The organism is Paractinoplanes rhizophilus, assembly GCF_042664765.1.
Lineage (GTDB): Bacteria > Actinomycetota > Actinomycetes > Mycobacteriales > Micromonosporaceae > Actinoplanes > Actinoplanes rhizophilus.
Window position 1 is genome coordinate 248,996 of the sequence record NZ_JBHTBJ010000006.1, and the last position, 18,583, is coordinate 267,578.

An 18,583-nucleotide genomic window follows, 5' to 3' on the forward strand; every position below is an offset into this window, starting at 1 on the left:
CCATGGGTGTGTCGACGCGGCTCAAGAGCCGGTTCCGCAAGTTTCTGCAGCGTCCGGGCACAACGGTCGACCTGGCGCCGTTCCGCAAGCGGCTTCCGGCGATCGACGCTCGTGAGGAGGCGCTGCGCGAGCTCGACGACGAGGCGCTGACCGCGGCCGCCGGCGAGGCGAAGGACTTCACCGAGCTCTGCGCGATCGGCCGGGAGGCCGCGTGGCGGGCGCTCGAGCAGCGGCCGTACGACGTGCAGCTGCTCGGCGCGATGGCACTGCTCTCCGGCAAGGTCGCCGAGATGGCCACCGGCGAGGGCAAGACGCTCACCGCCACCATCGCGGCGTACGGGCACGTCCGCCTCGGCAACGGCCCGGTGCACGTCCTGACGGTCAACGACTACCTGGCCCGCCGCGACGCCGAGTGGATGGCGCCGGTCTACAAGCTCCTCGGCCTCAGCGTCGGCTGGGTCACCGAGGCGTCCACGCCCGCCGAGCGCCGCGAAGCCTACCTGGCCGACGTCACCTACGTCTCGGTGAGCGAGGCCGGCTTCGACTACCTGCGCGACCAGCTGGTGACCGACGTCGAGGACCGGGTGCAGCGCGAGCTGGTCACCGCGATCGTCGACGAGGCCGACTCGATCCTGATCGACGAGGCCCGCGTGCCGATGGTGCTGGCCGGCTCGATCACCACCGAGGCCGACCCGGTGCACGAGGCCGCCGAGCTGGTCCGCGACCTGCGCGCCGGCAAGGACTACGAGGTGGCCGACGACGGCCGCAGCGTCGCGTTCACCGACGCCGGCCTCAAGAAGATCGAGGAGAAGCTGGGCGGCGTCGACCTGTACGCCGACGACCAGGTCGAGCACTTGTCCGCGGTCAACGTGGCCCTGCACGCCCACGCCCTGCTGCACCGCGACGTCGACTACATCGTGCGCAACGGCACCGTCGAGCTGATCGACGAGATGCGCGGCCGGGTCGCCCAGCGCCGCCGCTGGCCCGACGGCCTGCAGGCCGCCGTGGAGGCGAAGGAGGGGCTGAACGCCACCGCCGAGGGCGAGGTCCTCGACACGATCACGGTGCAGGCGTACATCGCGCTGTACCAGACGGTCTGCGGCATGACCGCGACCGCCGTGCACGTCGGCGAGCAGCTGCGCGAGTATTTCAAGCTCGAGGTCGCGGTCATCCCGTCCAACGCCGAGAACATCCGCGAGGACGAGCCCGACCGCATCTACTCGGCGCACGACACCCGCGACGAGGCCCTGGTCGAGGAGATCCAGCTCGCCCACGAGAAGGGCCGGCCGGTGCTGGTCGGCACCCTCGACGTGAAGGCGTCGGAGCTGCTCGCCAAGCAGCTGGCCGCGGCCGGCGTGCCGGCCAACGTGCTGAACGCCAAGAACGACGCCGAGGAAGCGGCCATCATCGCCGAGGCGGGCGCGCTCGGCGCGGTCACCGTCTCGACCCAGATGGCCGGCCGGGGCGTCGACATCCGGCTCGGCGGCAGCGACGAGGCCGACCGCGACGCCGTCGTCGAGCTGGGCGGGCTGTACGTGATCGGCGCCGGCCGCCACGACAGCCGCCGCGTCGACGACCAGCTGCGCGGCCGGGCCGGCCGGCAGGGCGACCCGGGCGGCTCGGTGTTCTTCGTGAGCCTCGAGGACGAGCTGGTCACCCGGCACGCCGGCGACATCCTGCCCGCCTCGCCGCGGATGGACATGGACGGCGTCGTCCACGACGACCAGGTGGAGTACGCGGTCGAGCACGCCCAGCGGGTCGCCGAGGGCGTCAACCACGAGATCCACCGCAACACCTGGCGCTACAGCGTCGTGATCGAGCAGCAGCGCTTGCAGCTGGCCGAGCGCCGCGAGCGGCTGCTGACCTCCGAGATCGCCGCGATCATGCTGCTCGAGCGCTCGCCCGAGAAGGCCAAGGAGACCGACGAGGACGTGCTGTCCGACGCGGCCCGGGCGATCGCGCTGTATCACCTCGACCGGCTCTGGGCCGAGCACCTGGCCGAGCTGCAGGAGGTGCGCGAGGGCGTGCACCTGCGCGCGCTGGGCAAGCTCGACCCGCTCGACGAGTTCCACCGCGCCGCCGTGCCGGCCTTCCAGGAGCTGCTGACCAAGGTGGAGGCGCGCACCATCGAGACGTTCGAGGAGACCGACCTGTCGGACGGCTGGCAGCCGGAGCGGGCCGAGATCGTGCGGCCCAGCGCCACCTGGACCTACCTGGTGCACGACAACCCGTTCGGCTCCGAGCTCGACCGGCTGATCGCCGCCGTGGGCCGCAGGCTGACCGGCGGAAACTGATCTTTTCCGCGGATCCCGTGTGGCGTCGAGCACGCCACACGGGATTTTTGCTTCTCCAACGAAATGAAAGTCGTGCCGGACCACCCGGAGTTTCGGTTCGGACAGTGTCGCGGGTCGATCTCCGCGGCGCCGAACAATCGCACCCGTGTGGCGGTGGTCTCACATTTGCCCGAACGGACATCGCCCGTCGGGCCACGCTTAAACCGGCTGTCAGAGACAGTTATCAGAATGCATTTCCCTGGGTCAGAGCCGATGTGGAACGATTTTCCCACACTGTGGTTGCCGCCTTGACCGAGCCACGGCCTCGGCGGAATTATTCTCCGCGAATATACGGAGGGTGATCGGTCATATACGGTTACCGACCATGCAATTATCAGGGGGCTCTACTCACCATGCCGGCAAGCGCGCTGTCGCCTCGTGTCAACCGACTCACCGGTCGGGGACGCGGCATTACCGGGCCTCGCCGGCCCGTTTCCGATCCGGCTCTGACCGTCACGGTCGCCATCCCGCTCACCACCGACGGGCTCACTCCGCAGGCCCACCGGCTGATCGAGGCGGTCCGCGAGCTCGTCGAGATCAGCCAGGGCACGATCACCGTCGAACCGGCCGCGCCGGTCGAGCGGCAGGAGGCCACGAACGGCCCCGAGGTGCGCCTGCTGACCGGCACCCGGCAGGTGCTGCTCGACGGGCGGCCGCTGCCGCTGACCCGGCTCGAGTTCGACCTGCTGCTCTTTCTGGCCGAGCGGCCCCGCCGGGTCTTCACCCGCGGTCAGCTGCTGGCCGGCGTCTGGGGCTACGAGCACACCGGCGAGCGCACCGTCGACGTCCACGTCCGCCGCCTGCGCCTCAAGCTCGGCAGCCACCTCCCGATCATCACCACCGTCTACGGGGTCGGCTACCGCCTCTCCGACGACGCCCGCGTCGTGGTCGCCGGCCGCGAGTAGCCTTTCCGGGCGTGCGCGTGCGTCCGGTGTCCGTCGAGGTTCTCGTCGAGGAGTTGGCCGACGACCTGAACCGTCGGAAACCCGACAATTTCCTCCGGGTGGCGATCGACGGGCCCGAGGCCGCCGGGCCTGGCCGGCTCGCCGACGCCCTGATCGACCCGCTGCGGCTGCGCGGCCATCCGGTCGTACGAGTGAATACGAATGACTTCCTGCGGCCCGCCTCGTTGCGCCTGGAGTTCGGACGGGACAACCCGGACACGTTCTACGCCGGCTGGTTCGACGAGGCCGGGCTCGCCCGCGAGGTCCTCGACCGGGCCGGCCCGGGCGGCGACGGGCGCGTCCTGACCCGCCTCCGGAACGCGGAAACCGACCGGGCGGCCCGTGATCCTTACCACGCCCTGGCCCCCGGAGCGGTCGTCGTGGTCAGCGGCCCGCTGCTGCTGGGCGGCGGCCTGACGTTCGATTTCGCGGTGCATCTGGAGATCTCGGCGGCCGCGCTGCGCCGCCGCACCCCGCCTGACCAGCAGTGGACCCTGCCGGCCTTCGAGCGGTACGCCGCGGAGGTCGATCCCGCCTCGTTCGCGGACGTCGTGCTGCGGGTCGACGATCCGAAGCGCCCCGCGATGGTCGAGCAACGTTGGTGACGCGAGTCTGTGGCGGACGCGACCACTGACAGTTATGCTCCGGTTACTTTTTTAGCGGAGACCCCAGTTTGGGATCTCCGGCGGCGGGTATCAGGCGGCACCACGGTGCGATGGTCCGCCCTCCGGGGGACTCGCCGGCAGGGGCAGAGGAAGGGCAGGGGAGCGCATGCTCGTCAATGGAGCGGTGATCACGGGCAAGGGTGCCGCGAAATCGCGCACCGCGGAGGAGGTCGAGCAGATCCGGGCCATCCTGCGCGGCCGGTTCGACGACGCGAACTCCGAGTACGAGGAGGCCCTCGCGGAGAACCACAAGCTCCGGCTGGTCGAGATCGGCGATGCCGCCGGCGACGACCAGGCCGACAGTGGGTCCAAGACGGCCGAGCGCGACGCCGCCACGTCGCTGTTGCGTACCCTGCTGGACCGGCGTACGCAGGCCGAGCACGCCATGCAGCGGCTCGACGACGGCACCTACGGCAACTGCGAGGGGTGCCACAACCCGATCCCGGTGGAGCGGCTCGAGGTGTTCCCGTCCGCCACCACCTGTGTCAACTGCAAGCAGGTCCGCGAGCGCCGGGCGGGCTGATCGAGGGGCAACGCGAGGTCCGTCGCCGCCGGGCGGCGGACCTCGGCCATCGGCGCTAGCGTGATCCCATGGGCGACATCGTCGTGGGGACCGCGTCGTGGACCGACCGGACGCTGCTGGCCTCGGGGTGGTACCCGGCGTCGGCGGACACGCCGGAGAAACGGCTGGCGTACTACGCGAAGCAGTTCCCGATCGTCGAGGTCGACGCGACGTACTACGGGCCGCCGAACGAGCAGACCACCAAGCTGTGGGCCCAGCGCACGCCGGACGGGTTCACCTTCAACATCAAGGCGTTCAGCCTGCTCACCGGCCACCCGACCAAGGTGTCCGCGATCTACAAGGACCTGCGGCCCGAGACGGACAAGAAGAACGTCTATCCCGGCGATGTGCCGCCCCAGGCGTACGAGGAGATCTGGAGCCGTTTTTTGACGGCGCTGGACCCTCTCGCCCAGGCCGGGAAGCTCGGCGCCGTGCTCTTTCAGTTCCCGCCCTGGTTCGGGATCCGCCGGTCCAACAAGGACTTCATGCTCGAGGTGGCCGAGCGGTGCAAGCCGTTGCGGGCGGTGTTCGAGCTGCGCAACGCGTCGTGGTTCGAGGGCGCCAACCAGACCGAGACGCTGGACTTCCTGCGCGCGCACGAGTTGCCGTTCGTCTGCGTCGACATGCCGCAGGGCCACAAGTCGTCGGTGCCGCCGGTGGTCGCCGCCACCGCCGACCTGGCCGTCGTCCGCTTCCACGGCCATTCCGACAAGTGGACCAGCAAGGACATCCACGAGAAGTTCGGTTACGAGTACTCCGCCAAGGAGCTGGCGGCCTGGGCGCCGAAACTGCGGGATTTGTCGGATAAAGCCGGGCAAGTGCAGGTATTCATGAACAATTGCTACTCGGACTATGCCCAGCGCAACGCGTCCACGCTCATCGATCTGCTGGACTCCGACTGACCTCGACGCCTCGGCGGCGGGCCATCGCGATCATCTCGGTGGCGTCGGTGACGGCCGCGCCGCCCGGGTCGTTGTTGAAATACACGTACGTCTCATCGCACTGTCCCGCGAGCTCGAGCCACTTCCGTAGCGCCGCCTTCCCGTAATGCGGCCACGGCCGGGCCTGGCCTTCGTGCATCCGGATGTACGCCCAGTCCGCCGTCCGCCACAGCGGCCCGGTCGGCCGCCCCTTGCGGTCCGCCCAGCACAACGCCGCCCGGTGCTTCTCCAGCACCGCCCGCGTCTCGTCGGTGAACCAGGTCGGGTGCCGCGGCTCCACCACGACCTTCGTCGCCGCGGGAAAACGGCTCAACGTCTCTTCGAGCAGCGCCGGATCGCCCGGGAGCGTCGGCGGCAACTGGATCAGCACCGGCCCGAGCTTGTCGCCCAGCCCGTGCGCCCGGTCCAGGAACCGCTGCACCGGCTCGGCCGGCTCGCGCAGCCGTTTCACGTGGGTGAGATACCGGCTCATCTTCACCGCTACCACGAAGTCGTCCGGCGTCCGTGCCCGCCACTGCTCGAACGTCTTGCGCTCCGGCAGCCGGTAGAACGCGTTGTTGACCTCCACCGTGCGGAACCGCTCGGCGAAATGCTCCAGCCAGAGCCGCTGCGGCAGCTTCTCCGGATAGAGACGGCCTTTCCAGTCCCGGTACTGCCAGCCCGAGGTACCCACCATCAACACATGTGACAAGTACCCCGGTTATGCACGATCAACTCCGGGTAAGCGGGTGAGTCCACGAGATAGGAGCTTCCCATGTCCCTCAGCGACGACGACATCACCTCGACCAGCTCGGCCGCGACCGAAGGCCCGGCCGACGGCGGCGCGAACCCGGCCGGCCACGACGGCGGCGCCGACGGCAGCGCGACCGGCGAAGGCCCGGCCGACGGCGGCGCGAGCCCCGGCGGCCACGACGGCGGCGCGGACGGCGGCGCCTCGGGTGAGGGCCCGGCCGACGGCGGCGCGAACCCGGCCGGTCACGACGGCGGCGCCGACGGCCCCGCGGCCTGAGGATCGCGCCCATGACGACCGACGCGCCGGGCGGACCCCGCCCGGCGCTCGCCCGCTGTGTCTCCCTCGACCCCGGCAAGTTCGCCACCGCGCACTGGGGCCGCGCGCCGCTGCTGTCGCACACCGGCCCGTTCACCGACCTGCTCTCCCCGGACGCCGTCGACGAGCTGCTCAGCCGTCGCGGCCTGCGCACCCCGTTCCTGCGCGTCGCCCAGCAGGGCAAGGTGCTGCCCACCGCCCGCTTCACCGGCGCCGGCGGGGCCGGCGCCGAGGTCGCCGACCAGGTGATCGACGAGGAGGTCATGCGCCTGTACGCCGGCGGCGCGACCCTGGTCCTGCAGGGCCTGCACCGCATCTGGCCGCCCCTGATCCACTTCACCCGCCGCCTGGGCACCGAGCTGAACCGCCCGCTGCAGGTCAACGCCTACCTGACCCCGCCCGGCAGCCAGGGCTTCGACACCCACTACGACACCCACGACGTGTTCGTGCTGCAGGTCGACGGCGTCAAGCGCTGGCGCATCCACGAACCGGTTCTGGCCGATCCGCTCGAGCGCCAGCCCTGGGGCGGCCGCGCCGACGAGGTGGCCGCGACCGCGCTCGGCGCGCCGGCCATGGACGTGGTGCTGGCCCCCGGCGACGCCCTCTACCTGCCGCGTGGCTGGCTGCACTCGGCCGAGGCCCAGGAGTTCCGCTCGCTGCACCTGACCATCGGGGTGCGCGCGCTGACCCGGTACGCCCTCGTCGAGGAGCTGCTCGCCATGGCCACCGCCGACGCCCGCCTGCGCGGCACCCTCCCGTTCGGCCTGGACGTCACCGACCCTCTCGCGATCGAGCCCGAGCTGACCGAGACGGTCGAGGCGCTGCGCGACTGGCTCGCCCGCGCCGACCCGGCCGAGGTCGCCGATCGGCTGGCCGCCCGCGACTGGCCCGCCGTCCGGCCCGCGCCGCTGAGCCCGCTCGCCCAGCTCGACTTCGCCGCCGGCCTGACCACGTCGTCGCTGGTCGCCGCCCGCGAGGGCCTGCGCTGGCGGCTGACCGACGACGGCCCCGACCACGTCGTGCTCCGGCTGACCGGCCGCACGTTGCGCTTCCCCCAGTCGTGCGGGCCGGCCTTGCAGCTCCTGCTCGCGGACGGGCCGATGCGGGTGGGTGACTTGCCGCTCGACAGCGACGAGGACCGGTTGGTTCTCACCCGGCGCTTGTTGCGGGAGGCGGTGCTGACGCCAGCTCCGGCCTGAGCCCGTCTGTGGACAGCGCCCCGTTTTTGTCGTACGCGGGTGGTCTACTCGGCCCCGCCCAGCGCCGGGGTGGGGGCGGTCTGCGGGGCGCGCAGGTGAAGATCAAAGTCGCGGGGCTCCGCCCCCCACCCCGGCCATCGCTCGGAGATCTTGCTGGCGATGGTTGCGGTGGGGGCGTGGGTGATCTCCTCGCGGCGGCGCCTGGAGGCGATCACACCGGTGGGTGGGGCGCAAGCACACCCCGCTTGCGCCCCACCCATCGGCGCGATATTGCCGGGGGTGCCGTCGCGAGGAGATCACCCACTTGGCTCGGGGTGTCGGGGCTTTGCAAGCCCGAGGTAACTGCCATGCTGCGTCGTGGCGAGCACTCTCAAGAAGCGGAACCAACGTCCTGCATTCCGGCGGCTGCGTCCTAGCTAGTGGAATTGCGCTCACATCATGGGATCGTCTGTCCGGAATATCCGTATATCTCGGGCGGCGGCTTAGTGGGGGCGCGGCAGGTTGATGACTTCCAGCTCGCCCGGAACGGCACGTTATCAAGATCGCGCGAGGGCGCAGTGGCGGGCAGACGACGGCGCGGCGCCGGGCAGGCCGAGGAGCGCGGCGCCGGGCAGGGCGCGGCAGGTTGATGACTTCCAGCTCGCCCGGAACGGCGCGTTATCAAGATCGCGCGAGGGCGCGGCGCCGGGCAGCCGACGGCGCGGCGCTGAGGGGCAGGCCGGAGGGGTGCGGCGTGGGGGCTAGAGGCCCACCGCGGCGATGATCAGGCCGGCCGACACCAAGCCGGTGACCAGGACCGTGGCCACCGTCGCGGGGTCCAGGCCGGCGCTGCGGCGGTCGGCCACCTTCTTGGCCGCCACCACCGCTAGCACCGGACAGGCCAGCAGTACCACCAGGGCCACGACCGGCATCGCGTCCCGCCAGGTGCCGGTCTGCTCGGTGCCGCCGAGGCCGCGCAGGCCGAGGAACGCGCCCGCCCCGACCAGGCCGCCGGCCAGGCCGAAGAGCACGAACAGCGCCTTCACCCCGAAGTTGATCGGCTGCGGCGGCGCTATGTACTGCACCTTGGCGGCCACCTCCTCGAGGTAGTCGGCCGCGTCGCGGTCGCCGCGCTGGCGGGGGATTGCGGCCGGGGGCATGGTCCGGCCGTAGCGCTCGGCGCGGGGGCCGACCTTGTGCACGTAATCGGCCCACAGCTGCAGCGCCCGCGCGTCTATCTGTTCCAGCTCGCGCTGGGTCCGCGAAACCGCCTCGGCGGTGGCGGCCAGGTTGTCGTCGGCCTCGCCCACCGCGCGGTCCGCCGCGGCGACCCGGTCGTCGTGCCATCGCTGCGCCTCGGCGCGCAGGTCGGCGGCCTCCTCGTCGAGGGTGGTGAGCCGCCGCAGCACGCTGCGGTAGTCGGCGGTCTCGAAGTCGGCCGGTTGAACGTCGCTCATGGCGGCTCAGTCACGACCTTCCTGGAGTCGCGCTTCGCTCGGGCCATGCGGACGGTCTCGGCCGTCGGGAACAGGTCTCAATTTATTGTCCGTAGGGGATGATCACCTCGGCGCCTCGATGCACCGAGCGGTCGAAGTGCAGCGCTCGCCACGGCCGCGGGTACCAGACCGGCGCGGTGGCGCCGGGGTAGTACGGCGTGAGCTCGCTGCCGTGCACGTCCAGGGCCACCCAGGCGCCGATCGCGTCGGTGCGCGGCGACGGCCCGCCGAGCGCGTCGCGCAGCAGGCCCGCGCCGCGCCACCAGCCGAGCACGTGGATGCGCCGCTCCGGGCCCTGCCGCAGGATGGTCCGCAGCTGGTCGGCGGCGGCCTTCCCGCCCGGCAGCGCGTCGGCGGCGTAGATCAGGATGAAGTGCGGGCGGTCGCTGGGCCAGGTCGCGCCGGCCTCGTTGGCGGCGTCCTCGAGCAGCCAGTCGGCGTCGGCCGCGAAGAACATGCGGGGGCTGTCGGGCAGCTCGTCGCGCAGCGCCTCGGCCGCCGGGCGGGCGTCCTGGTCGAGGCAGAGCAGCGAGAAGGCGGCGCCATCCGGCGGGAACTGGGCGGCCAGCGAGCGGGCGGCGGTGGCCAGCACCGCGCACGCCTCCTCGGTGCGGGTGCCGAGCACGGCCAGGTTGCGGCCGGGCGCGCGGCGCAGCACGGTCCGCGCCGAGCGGGCCGCCACGTCGATCGTCTCGCCGAGCAGCACCACCGGCGCCTGACCCTCGGCCGGGGCGAGTCGCCGGAAGTCGGGGCTGTCGGCCAGCCGCGGGCGGGCGTCGCCGTCGAACAGCCGCGGCGGGCCCTGGCTGTCGGGGCGCATCCGCCACAGCCGGTGCTGCAGCGCGTTCCACCGCTCGCGGTCGCCGGCGGCCGGCACCCGGACGATCCGGTTCGCCTCGAGCGCGCCCGAGTCGGCGTTGACCACCGCGTGGTAGCGCGGCAGCGACTCGGCGGCGGTGTTCGTCTCGGCCAGGATGCGCCGGGCCCGGGGCAGCGCGATCCGCAGCGAGAACTGCGCGACCAGCGCCGGCCGGCCCCACAGCGCCTCGATTCCGGAGACGTCCTGGCTGGCCAGGATCAGGTGGATGCCCTGCGAGCGGCCCCGCCGGGCGAGGTCCTCGAGCAGGTCGACGGCCTCGGTCGCCACCGCGTCCCGGCCGGCCAGCAGCACCTGGAACTCGTCGACCACCGCGACGATGCGCGGCCACGAGCCCGCCGGGTCCTCGGCGCGCAGCTCGGCCAGGTTCGTCACCTCGTACCGCTTCGCCGCGTCGGCCCGGCGGCGCAGCTCCTCGCCGAGGAAACGCAGCAGCGCAAGGCCGAACTCACGGTCGGTGTTGACGTTGACGCCGACCAGCCGCACGTGCGGCAGCCAGCTCGGGTCCCGCCGCCCCGGCGCGAACCGGGCGAAGGACACCCCCTCCTTGAAGTCGAGCAGGTAGAACGCCAGCTCGGCGGGGGAGTAGCGGGCCGCGAGCGCGCCCATCCAGGCGTAGATGAGGTTGGTCTTGCCGGTGCCCGACGGCCCGGCGATCAGGGCGTGCGGGGGATAGTCGCTCAGCGTCACCGTGACCGGGACGCCGAGCGGGCTGTCACCGAGCGGAGCGGTCAGCCCGGTTGCGGAGCTTTCCTTCCACAGCTGCTGCGGCAGCAGACTGTCCAGGGCAACGGGCGCCGGACCCGCCGCCACGGCCTCGGCGATCCGGCGACAGGCCGCGGCGACAACAGCTTGCGGAGGACCACCATCCAGCCGTACGGGGAGAGCACCGGCGCTGCTGATCCGCGCGCGATCGCCCTCCGTCGCCGTGATGAACTCGATACCCGGGCCCGCCTGCACCGGCATCCCCTGGATGATCAGGTGGACGCCCGCCGCCGCCCCCGTACGCAGCAGCCGTTGCAGTTGGGTCTGCTCCGGACGGCTCAGCTCACCCGCACCGAGCAGCACCGCGACCCGCCACGGCTCGGGGCGCCGGTGGGTCGCGAGGGCCAGCTCCCGCAGCGACGTGTACTCGCCGGCCAGCACCGTCTCGTTGATCCGGCGGACCTGGTCGACCAGGTCGTTGAGCAGCGCGCCCAGCCCGCCCGGGCCGACGAAGGTGAGCACGCCGGCCGGGGCGAGCGTCGCGAACCGCGCCAGGCCCCCGCCGAGGTGCTCCGGGTCGTACCCGGTGATGGTGAGCGCCCCCGGCGCGGCCGTGCCCAAGGCCCGCAACAGCAACCCGGCGACCACCTCGTCGCCGATGCGGCGCTCGCCGCGCACCACCACGTGGCCGTGATCGAGCAGCGGCACCAGCGCCGGCACCGGCTCGGGATGCGGCAGCAGCAACCGGCCCACCCGCAGCTCGGCCGCCTTGTCGAGCGGCGTCGGCTGCCAGTCGTCCCACGGATCGCCGGCGGCGCCCGGCGCGGCCCGGTCGGCGGCGGACGCGGCGGCCTCGGCGAACGCGGCGAGATCCCGGCGATGCCGGTCGTCGATCTCGCGGATCCGCCCGTCGAGCGTCTCGGCCACCTTCGTGCGGCGGGCGTTCGCGGCGGCCATCACCCGCTCGCGGCGGGTGACCGCGGCCGCGTGCGCCTCCCGGGCCGCGGCCACGGCCTGCTCGGCCGCGCCGAGGGCGTACGAGAGCCCGGCCCGGATGTCCATCACCTGCTGTGCGGTCGACTCAGCCATGGGGAATCAACACGTTCTCATCGGGCGTCGGCGGCCTGGGGGCGGCGCAACGGGTGGGGAGTGGCGGGGCGAGGTCATCGGTCGTCGTCCGTCTCGGGGCGGAGCGACGGGGCGGGGTCGGCGGGGCGAGCTCATCGGGCGTCGGCGGCCTCGGGGCGGCGCAACGGGTCGGGGGCGTTGGGGTCGAGGGACGAGGCGTCGCGGCCGAGCCGGGCCAGGAGCACCCCGGTGAGCACGCCCGCCGTGACGGCGTTGTCGGCCGGATGGCCGGCCGGCCGGTCCGGCTCCTTCTGCACCGGAACCCGGCAGATCCGGGCGAGAAGCGTTTCGAGTACGGCCGGGGAGGTGCCCGGCAGCAGCGACCGCACCCGGCCTGCCGACGCGCTGCGCAGGCGCTCGAAGTCGTCCGGCCGCGGCTCGTGGCCGAGCAGGTCGCCGGCCAGGCGGTGCAGCACCGGCGAGGTCATCGCCGACAATGCCAGCCCGGTCGCCGCGTCGGCCGAATGCAGGTCGCGGCCGACCTTGGCCTTGTCGCCCGAGCGCACGCCCGAGGCCACCCGGCGCAGCAGGTCGGCGGTGTCGCCCCCCGGCTTCGCCTGGCCGCCGGGCGCCGCCTGGTCGCTGTCGTCCTTGGGCGCGGGCTCGCCGGTCAGCTGCGCCACCCGCGCCTGCCACCACGGGCCGAGCCGGTCGGCCGGCGGGCTGTCGTCGCCGCCCTCCGGCCGCACCTCGGGCCGCTGCTCGAGCCCGGCCTTCCAATCGCGGTCGGGCGGGGCGGCCGCGTCGCCGGTGAGCCCGATCGCGGCAAGGTAGGCCGCGATGGCGTCCTGCGCCACCCGGATCGCGGCGGCGGCCCGCTCGGCGGCCTCGGTGGCGTTGCCCAGCTGCGGCACGCCCATCGGGTCCTGCGAGGTCTCGCGCACCCACATGAGGATCTCGGTGGCGCCGCGCAGCTTTTCCATGGCCACCGTGACCAGCCCGGTGGGCAGTTCGTCGGAGGTGGCGCGGAGCTGGGCGCCGAGATCCTGGATCAGCGACATCTCAGAGGGTGGCCGTGTAGGTCTGGGCCTGCTCGACTGCCAGCGACGTCGCGCCGAGGCACTCCTCGAGGGACTGGTCGGCCTGCGACAGCGAGGCGTGCGCCGAGCTCACCGCGTCGTTGCCGCTGCCGTCGAGCGCCGCCGCCAGGCTCTGCTGGGCCTCGCCCAGCTTCTCCCGGGCCGCCTGGATCGCCGCCTGCCCCTCGCTGACCTGCTGGAGCGCGGCATTCACGGCCGCTTTGACCTCGGCGACACTGGCCACCCGTGCAGCCTCCTGCTGTGCGGAACCCGACTTCTGCCGTCAGCCTACTGCCCCCTTCCTGCCCCACCGTCCCCGCTACCCCTTTTGCGGATCGGCGGATCGACGCCGTGCGGGACAGTGGATCGACTCCGTGCGGACCACCGGATCGGCGCCGCGCGGATCAGTACGGACGCTTTCCCGAAGCGTGGCCCGCGCCGGGCCCGCGCCGGGCCACGGTGTCGTTGATCCGACGGGAATGAAACTGAGTCACGGCGGACCGCCGACCGGCTGGGGCCAGCAGGCAGGCGGCCACGCGGCGCCGGGGGGATGTGCTACCTGGCCGGTCGGCCGCTGAGCGGCACCTGAGGGGCGCGCAGGACTGCGGAGGCTGCGGGCATGACGTTACGGACTCCCGGCTAGGAGAAAGAAGGAACGAGGGGAGCGGGAAGGGCCGGGAGCGGTCAGGGGGCGAAGTCGCTGCGATCGTGGTCGTTGCCGTAGAGCGGCAGGTGGGGCGTGACCCATCGGGCGAGCGTCAGCAGGGCGGCCGCCGAGGCCCGCCGGGACCACGGGGGCTGGTGGCAGGTGATGCCGAGCGGCGGGCGAGCGGTGGTGATCTCGGACACAGAGCGCACCGGGGACCGGCCCGCCGGGAGAGGCTGAACGGCAGTGGTACGGGGCACGGCCGGCCGCAACAGATCGGGGGCGGCCGAGGCATTCACCGGGACAGACTAGCCCCGGCGGACGCTGGACGGGCCGCGGACCTCGCCGCCCAGGGCCAGGACACGGTCGCGCAGCCCGCGGTCGGCCGTGACGACAATCGTTCTCCGGGTGGGTGCGATGTCCCGTACGAGATCGGCGATCTTGTCATCCCCGGAGCCGGACGCGCGCTCCACCCGTACCCCGTTGCCGGCCTGCGGGATGTCCCGGGCCTTGCCCTCCACGACCAGGGTGACCTCGACGGGCCCGGGGATGTCCGGCAAGCCATTGGCGAGCACCGCCGCCAGGCGGTCGCGGAGCCGGACGGCCGCACCGGCGCGATCGCGCCACCACCCGTCGGGCACGGATCCGACGACGTTGGCCCCGTCGACGATCACGAGCGGTACGGTCGTCATGAGAGTTGAGTCTCCCCGTGTCAAGTTTCCGTGAGTTCTGGGAATCAATCTATGCCGGAGGGCGCTGATAGGGGTCGTGCGGCGCGGGTAAACCCACCGCACACGAGCTAGGTGATCAGGAGAAGAAGACTTATGAGCATCGGACCGATCGGACCGGGTGGACCCGGAAGTTGGGACGACCTGTTCGCGCGCTTCTTCGGAGCGGCCGAGCCGCGCCGGCAGCAGCGCATCGACATCACGAAGTACATGAGCGGCGATGCTCGTGAGGTGCTCTCCGCCGCCGCGCGTCGTGCCGCCGAGCTCGCCGACCCCGATCGCCTCGTGGCCGACCTGGACACCGACCACCTTCTCTGGGGCGCGCTCCAGCAGGAGCCGATGAAGCAGACCGTACGCCGCGCCGGCGCCGACCCCGACCAGTTGCTGGCCGCCCTGGGTCGCCCCGCGGGCGTGCGGGAGAACCCGCCGGAGCAGGTCGCGCTGACCCCGCAGGCCAAGCGGGCGCTGCTGGACAGCCTGCAGATCTCGCGGGCGCTCGGCTCCTCGTACGTCGGCCCGGAGCACATCCTGATGGCGCTGGGCCTGAACCCGGACTCGGCGGCCGGCCGGCTGCTGGCCGGCAAGCTGGACCCGCAGGCGCTGCAGCAGCAGGCCGGCGAGCCGCAGCCGGGCGGGCCGGGCCGCGGCGGATCGGCCGGCGGAAGTGGGAAGACGCCGACGCTGGAGCAGTACGGCGTGGACCTCACCGAGCTCGCCCGGCGCGGCGAGATCGACCCGGTGATCGGCCGCGCGAACGAGATCGAGCAGGCCGTGGAGATCCTGTCCCGGCGCACCAAGAACAACCCGGTGCTGATCGGCGAGGCCGGCGTCGGCAAGACCGCCGTCGTCGAGGGCCTGGCCCAGCGCATCGTGGACGGTGACGTGCCGCTGACCCTGGAGGGCAAGCGGGTCATCCAGCTCGACCTGGCCGGCCTGGTGGCGGGCACCCGCTACCGCGGTGACTTCGAGGAGCGGCTGCGCAAGGTCATCGACGAGATCCAGAACGAGGGCGACGGCCTGATCGTCTTCCTCGACGAGATCCACACGCTGGTGGGCGCCGGTGGCGGCGGTGGCGACGGCGGCGGCATGGACGCCTCCAACATGCTCAAGCCGGCCCTGGCCCGCGGGCAGCTGCGGGTGGTCGGCGCGACCACGCTCGACGAGTACCGCAAGCACATCGAGAAGGACGCGGCCCTGGCCCGGCGGTTCCAGCCGGTGCTGATCGGCGAGCCGAGCGTCGAGGACACCGTGGCGATCCTGCGCGGGCTGCGGGACAACTACGAGGCGCACCACCAGGTGCGGATCACCGACGAGGCCCTCGACGCCGCGGCGGAGCTGTCCGACCGCTACATCACCGACCGCTTCCTGCCGGACAAGGCGATCGACCTGATCGACCAGGCCGGCGCGCGGGTGCGGCTGCGGGTGAAGACCCCGTCGGCCGACACCCGGCAGGACGAGCAGCGGCTCGAGCAGCTCACCCGGGACCGCGACCAGGCGGTGGCGGCCGAGAACTACGAGAAGGCGTCGCAGCTGCGCGACGAGATGAACGAGATCCGGGCCCGTCTGGAGCAGGCGCAGACGCCGTCCGGCGACGGAGTGCCGCAGGTCACCGAGGGCGACATCGCCGAGGTGGTGAGCCGGGCCACCGGCATCCCGGTCGCCCAGCTCACCGAGGAGGAGCGGGACCGCCTGCTGCGCCTGGAGCGGCACCTGCACGACCGGGTGGTCGGCCAGGACGACGCCGTCGAGGCGGTCGCCGAGGCGGTGCGCCGGTCGCGGGCCGGCCTGGGCGACCCGGACCGGCCGGTGGGCAGCTTCCTGTTCCTCGGCCCGACCGGGGTCGGCAAGACCGAGCTGGCGCGGTCACTGGCGGAGGCGCTGTTCGGCGACTCGGACCGGATGATCCGGCTGGACATGAGCGAGTTCCAGGAGCGGCACACCGTGTCGCGGCTGGTCGGCGCCCCGCCCGGATACGTCGGGTACGACGAGGCCGGGCAGCTGACCGAGGCGGTGCGGCGGCGCCCGTACAGCGTGGTCCTGCTTGACGAGATCGAGAAGGCCCACCCGGACGTCTTCAACATCCTGCTGCAGGTGCTCGACGACGGCCGGCTCACCGACAGCCAGGGCCGGACGGTGTCCTTCAAGAACACCGTGCTGATCATGACGAGCAACCTCGGCTCGGACATCATCAGCGGCACCCGGCGCAGCGTCGGCTTCGGCGCGGCGGACGCCAAGGCGTCGGCCGACGAGGAGCTGAAGGAGCGCCTGGACCGGCGGCTGCGCGAGCAGCTGCGGCCCGAGTTCATCAACCGGATCGACGAGATCATCATCTTCCGGCAGCTGGAGACCGACCAGCTGCGGCAGATCACCGAGCTGATGCTGGGTGAGACCCGCCGCCGGCTGGCCAACCAGCAGATCGACCTCGAGATCAGCCCCGAGGCGGTGGACTGGCTCTCGGACAAGGGCTTCCAGCCCGAGTTCGGGGCCCGGCCGCTGCGTCGGACCATCCAGCGCGAGCTGGACAACCGGCTGTCGAAGCTGCTGCTCTCGGCCGAGCTGAAGCCCGGTCAGACGGTGCGGGTGGACGTCGAGGACGGCAGGCTCGTCTTCGCCTGACGTAGTGAGTGGTAGGGAACTGGCCCTGTTCAGCGTCCGCTGAGCGGGGCCAGTGCCGTTTCCGAGCCGCCGAGGTGCGGATAGCCGGCCATCCACTCGACGTACGACGGGTTGCGGGCCACCACTTCCTGGTACGACTCCTGGGCCATCTCCATCAGCTTGGGGGCGCTGCGGGCGGCCGGGGAGTCCGGGTGCCAGCCCAGCACCAGCCGCCAGCGCAGCGGCGCGCCGCGCATCGGCCGGTGGGTGAGGCTGGCCGGCGGCCGGAACGTCGGCTGGCACAGGCCCAGCGCCAGGCCCGACTCGACCATGTCGACGCAGCCGCGCACGTCGGTCTCGAGCACCCGGCGCGGGGTGAAGCCGGCCCGGGCGCAGGCGGCCGCGAAACACTCGGCGAAGCAGCCGTCGCCGGTGCTGCCCACCCACTGCTCGTCGGCGAGCTCGGCCAGGTCGACGTCGACGTCCTTGCCGGCCGGGTGGTCCTCGGGCATCAGCACGCACACCGCGTCGACCGCGATCGTCTGCCAGACCAGGCCGTAGTCGGCCGACGGGATCGCGTCGCCGCAGACGCCGACCTGGGCGTAGTCGAGCTTGCCCGCGAGAACCATGTTGGCCAGCTCGTCGACGTAGTACGACGCGTGGGTGGTGATCTGGGCATCGGGCTGGGCCATCGACAGCCGATGGACCATGCCGCCGAGGACCGGGCCGCCGAGCGCCCCGATCCGGTAGCGGCTCATGGTCTCGGTGCCGGAGGCGCCGGCCAGCCGGGCGGCCTCGTCCTGCAGGCCCTTCATGGCGGGCAGCAGCACGCGGGCGCGGGAGAGGACCAGCTCGCCGAGGGCGGTGGGGCGCGCGCCGCGGCGGTCGCGCTCGAACAGCGGGCCGCCGAGCGTGCGCTCGATCCGCTGCAGCTGCGCGGTCAGCGCCGGCTGGGCGAGCCCGAGCTGCGACGCCGCCTTGGTCACGCTACCGGTCTCCGCGATGGCGACGACCACCTTGAGATGGCGCAGCTCCAGGTTCATAGCGTGACGTTAGGACCTTTAAGACATCGAAGGCTAGCCCTGCTGCCTGGTGAAAGATCCTACAGTTGTGACAAATCGGTAAACGAACCCGTCGGTAACGTCACAAATCGCTGAGGTACGTGGTACGGCCGGTGACGGCGTCGCGAATTTTGTCGACCACCGCGACCGCCGGATCCACCATCTTGTTCCACGGCGGGGTGGACGGGGTGCCCGGGTGCGGACGGGTCGGCGCCGCCTCCTCGGCGGTCTCGATCCGGTTCCCGACCCGGATCAGATCGTCGATCGACACCATCGACGCCAGCACGGGGAAGAGCTCCTCGGCGTCGGCGGCGACGTGCCGGCGCACCTTCTCGGAAATGTCGGCGATGGTGCCGCGCTGCATCTCGACCAGCAGCGCCCGGTCCTCGGCCAGCTCGCGGGCCACCAGGTCCTCGCCGCCGGGCACGGCGGCCTTGACGGCGGGGTAAAGGTACTGCTCCTCGGCCGACAAATGCCGCGAAAGCTCGGCGATCAGCACGTCGGCCGCCCGGCGGTCGGCCGGATCGGCGGCCAGCCGATCGCAGAGATCGAGGAGGTCGCGGTGCTGCTCGGTCAGCACGTCGATGGCGTTGCGGCCGGTTGTCCCGCCGCCGACCGGGGGGAGCGGGGGAAGATTCACTGACGACACGGCCCCGC

The 18,583-nt window shown here is 72.3% G+C and carries 18 protein-coding genes; 8 read left to right on the plus strand and 10 right to left on the minus strand.

From position 1 onward, the window contains the following. Window positions 1-2 precede the first annotated feature (2 nt). The 5 genes from secA2 to ACFQS1_RS11850 all read left to right on the plus strand — a co-directional run bounded on the left by secA2 (window position 3) and on the right by ACFQS1_RS11850 (window position 5,406). On the plus strand, window positions 3-2,294 hold the full coding sequence (secA2, locus tag ACFQS1_RS11830) for an accessory Sec system translocase SecA2 (RefSeq protein ID WP_378966875.1): 2,292 nt from the start codon (window positions 3-5) through the stop codon (window positions 2,292-2,294). Window positions 2,295-2,686: 392 nt separating this feature from the next. Next, the gene (locus ACFQS1_RS11835) at window positions 2,687-3,238 is read left to right on the plus strand and encodes a winged helix-turn-helix domain-containing protein (protein WP_378966877.1); all 552 of its coding nucleotides are present in this window, start codon (window positions 2,687-2,689) and stop codon (window positions 3,236-3,238) included. Between the two features lie 11 nt (window positions 3,239-3,249). After that, window positions 3,250-3,882, plus strand: coding sequence for a nucleoside/nucleotide kinase family protein (locus tag ACFQS1_RS11840; protein ID WP_378966879.1), 633 nt, complete (start codon window positions 3,250-3,252; stop codon window positions 3,880-3,882). Window positions 3,883-4,048: 166 nt separating this feature from the next. Next, complete coding sequence (locus ACFQS1_RS11845) at window positions 4,049-4,465, plus strand: TraR/DksA family transcriptional regulator (protein ID WP_378966881.1); 417 nt, start codon at window positions 4,049-4,051, stop codon at window positions 4,463-4,465. A 68-nt stretch (window positions 4,466-4,533) separates the two neighbouring features. Continuing rightward, the gene (locus tag ACFQS1_RS11850) at window positions 4,534-5,406 is read left to right on the plus strand and encodes a DUF72 domain-containing protein (RefSeq protein WP_378966883.1); all 873 of its coding nucleotides are present in this window, start codon (window positions 4,534-4,536) and stop codon (window positions 5,404-5,406) included. Here ACFQS1_RS11850 and ACFQS1_RS11855 read toward each other — a convergent pair. Next, entirely contained in the window at window positions 5,381-6,121 is a 741-nt protein-coding gene (locus ACFQS1_RS11855) for a DUF72 domain-containing protein (protein WP_378966885.1), read from the minus strand. The two genes, ACFQS1_RS11850 and ACFQS1_RS11855, sit on opposite strands and share 26 nt — an antisense overlap. 78 nt (window positions 6,122-6,199) lie before the next feature. Here ACFQS1_RS11855 and ACFQS1_RS11860 point away from each other — a divergent pair, with 78 nt between their 5' ends. Next, complete coding sequence (locus ACFQS1_RS11860) at window positions 6,200-6,454, plus strand: BatC protein (RefSeq protein ID WP_378966888.1); 255 nt, start codon at window positions 6,200-6,202, stop codon at window positions 6,452-6,454. Between the two features lie 11 nt (window positions 6,455-6,465). Continuing rightward, window positions 6,466-7,692, plus strand: a complete 1,227-nt coding sequence (locus ACFQS1_RS11865) for a cupin domain-containing protein (protein ID WP_378966890.1) — start codon at window positions 6,466-6,468, stop codon at window positions 7,690-7,692. A gap of 44 nt (window positions 7,693-7,736) precedes the next feature. On the opposite strand, the gene ACFQS1_RS11870 is transcribed toward ACFQS1_RS11865, so the two are convergent. The 7 genes from ACFQS1_RS11870 to ACFQS1_RS11900 all read right to left on the minus strand — a co-directional run bounded on the left by ACFQS1_RS11870 (window position 7,737) and on the right by ACFQS1_RS11900 (window position 14,234). Next, window positions 7,737-7,907 (minus strand): hypothetical protein, encoded by a 171-nt coding sequence (locus ACFQS1_RS11870; protein ID WP_378966892.1) that lies wholly within the window; start codon window positions 7,905-7,907, stop codon window positions 7,737-7,739. 525 nt (window positions 7,908-8,432) lie between these two features. Beyond that, window positions 8,433-9,128, minus strand: a complete 696-nt coding sequence (locus ACFQS1_RS11875) for a hypothetical protein (protein ID WP_378966895.1) — start codon at window positions 9,126-9,128, stop codon at window positions 8,433-8,435. 82 nt (window positions 9,129-9,210) lie between these two features. Next, window positions 9,211-11,838: an FtsK/SpoIIIE domain-containing protein gene (locus tag ACFQS1_RS11880; RefSeq protein ID WP_378966897.1), complete on the minus strand. Its 2,628-nt coding sequence runs from the start codon at window positions 11,836-11,838 to the stop codon at window positions 9,211-9,213. 131 nt (window positions 11,839-11,969) lie between these two features. Then, entirely contained in the window at window positions 11,970-12,878 is a 909-nt protein-coding gene (locus tag ACFQS1_RS11885) for a hypothetical protein (RefSeq protein ID WP_378966900.1), read from the minus strand. 1 nt (window position 12,879) lies between these two features. Further along, window positions 12,880-13,140 (minus strand): hypothetical protein, encoded by a 261-nt coding sequence (locus ACFQS1_RS11890; RefSeq protein ID WP_378966902.1) that lies wholly within the window; start codon window positions 13,138-13,140, stop codon window positions 12,880-12,882. A gap of 440 nt (window positions 13,141-13,580) precedes the next feature. Further along, window positions 13,581-13,745 carry a hypothetical protein gene (locus tag ACFQS1_RS11895; protein ID WP_378966904.1) on the minus strand — a complete coding sequence of 55 codons (165 nt, stop codon included), beginning with the start codon at window positions 13,743-13,745 and terminating at the stop codon, window positions 13,581-13,583. Window positions 13,746-13,850: 105 nt separating this feature from the next. Next, a complete protein-coding gene (locus tag ACFQS1_RS11900) occupies window positions 13,851-14,234 on the minus strand; it encodes a hypothetical protein (RefSeq protein WP_378966907.1) in 384 nt (127 codons plus the stop codon). Window positions 14,235-14,366: 132 nt separating this feature from the next. On the opposite strand from ACFQS1_RS11900, the gene ACFQS1_RS11905 reads away from it, so the two are divergent. Continuing rightward, entirely contained in the window at window positions 14,367-16,886 is a 2,520-nt protein-coding gene (locus ACFQS1_RS11905; protein ID WP_378966909.1) for an ATP-dependent Clp protease ATP-binding subunit, read from the plus strand. A gap of 29 nt (window positions 16,887-16,915) precedes the next feature. Here ACFQS1_RS11905 and ACFQS1_RS11910 read toward each other — a convergent pair whose 3' ends face one another. Together ACFQS1_RS11910 and ACFQS1_RS11915 are read right to left on the minus strand one after the other, a co-directional pair. Then, a complete protein-coding gene (locus ACFQS1_RS11910) occupies window positions 16,916-17,908 on the minus strand; it encodes a LysR family transcriptional regulator (RefSeq protein WP_378966911.1) in 993 nt (330 codons plus the stop codon). A 100-nt stretch (window positions 17,909-18,008) separates the two neighbouring features. Next, on the minus strand, window positions 18,009-18,566 hold the full coding sequence (locus ACFQS1_RS11915; protein ID WP_378966913.1) for a hemerythrin domain-containing protein: 558 nt from the start codon (window positions 18,564-18,566) through the stop codon (window positions 18,009-18,011). Between the last annotated feature and the right edge of the window lie 17 nt (window positions 18,567-18,583).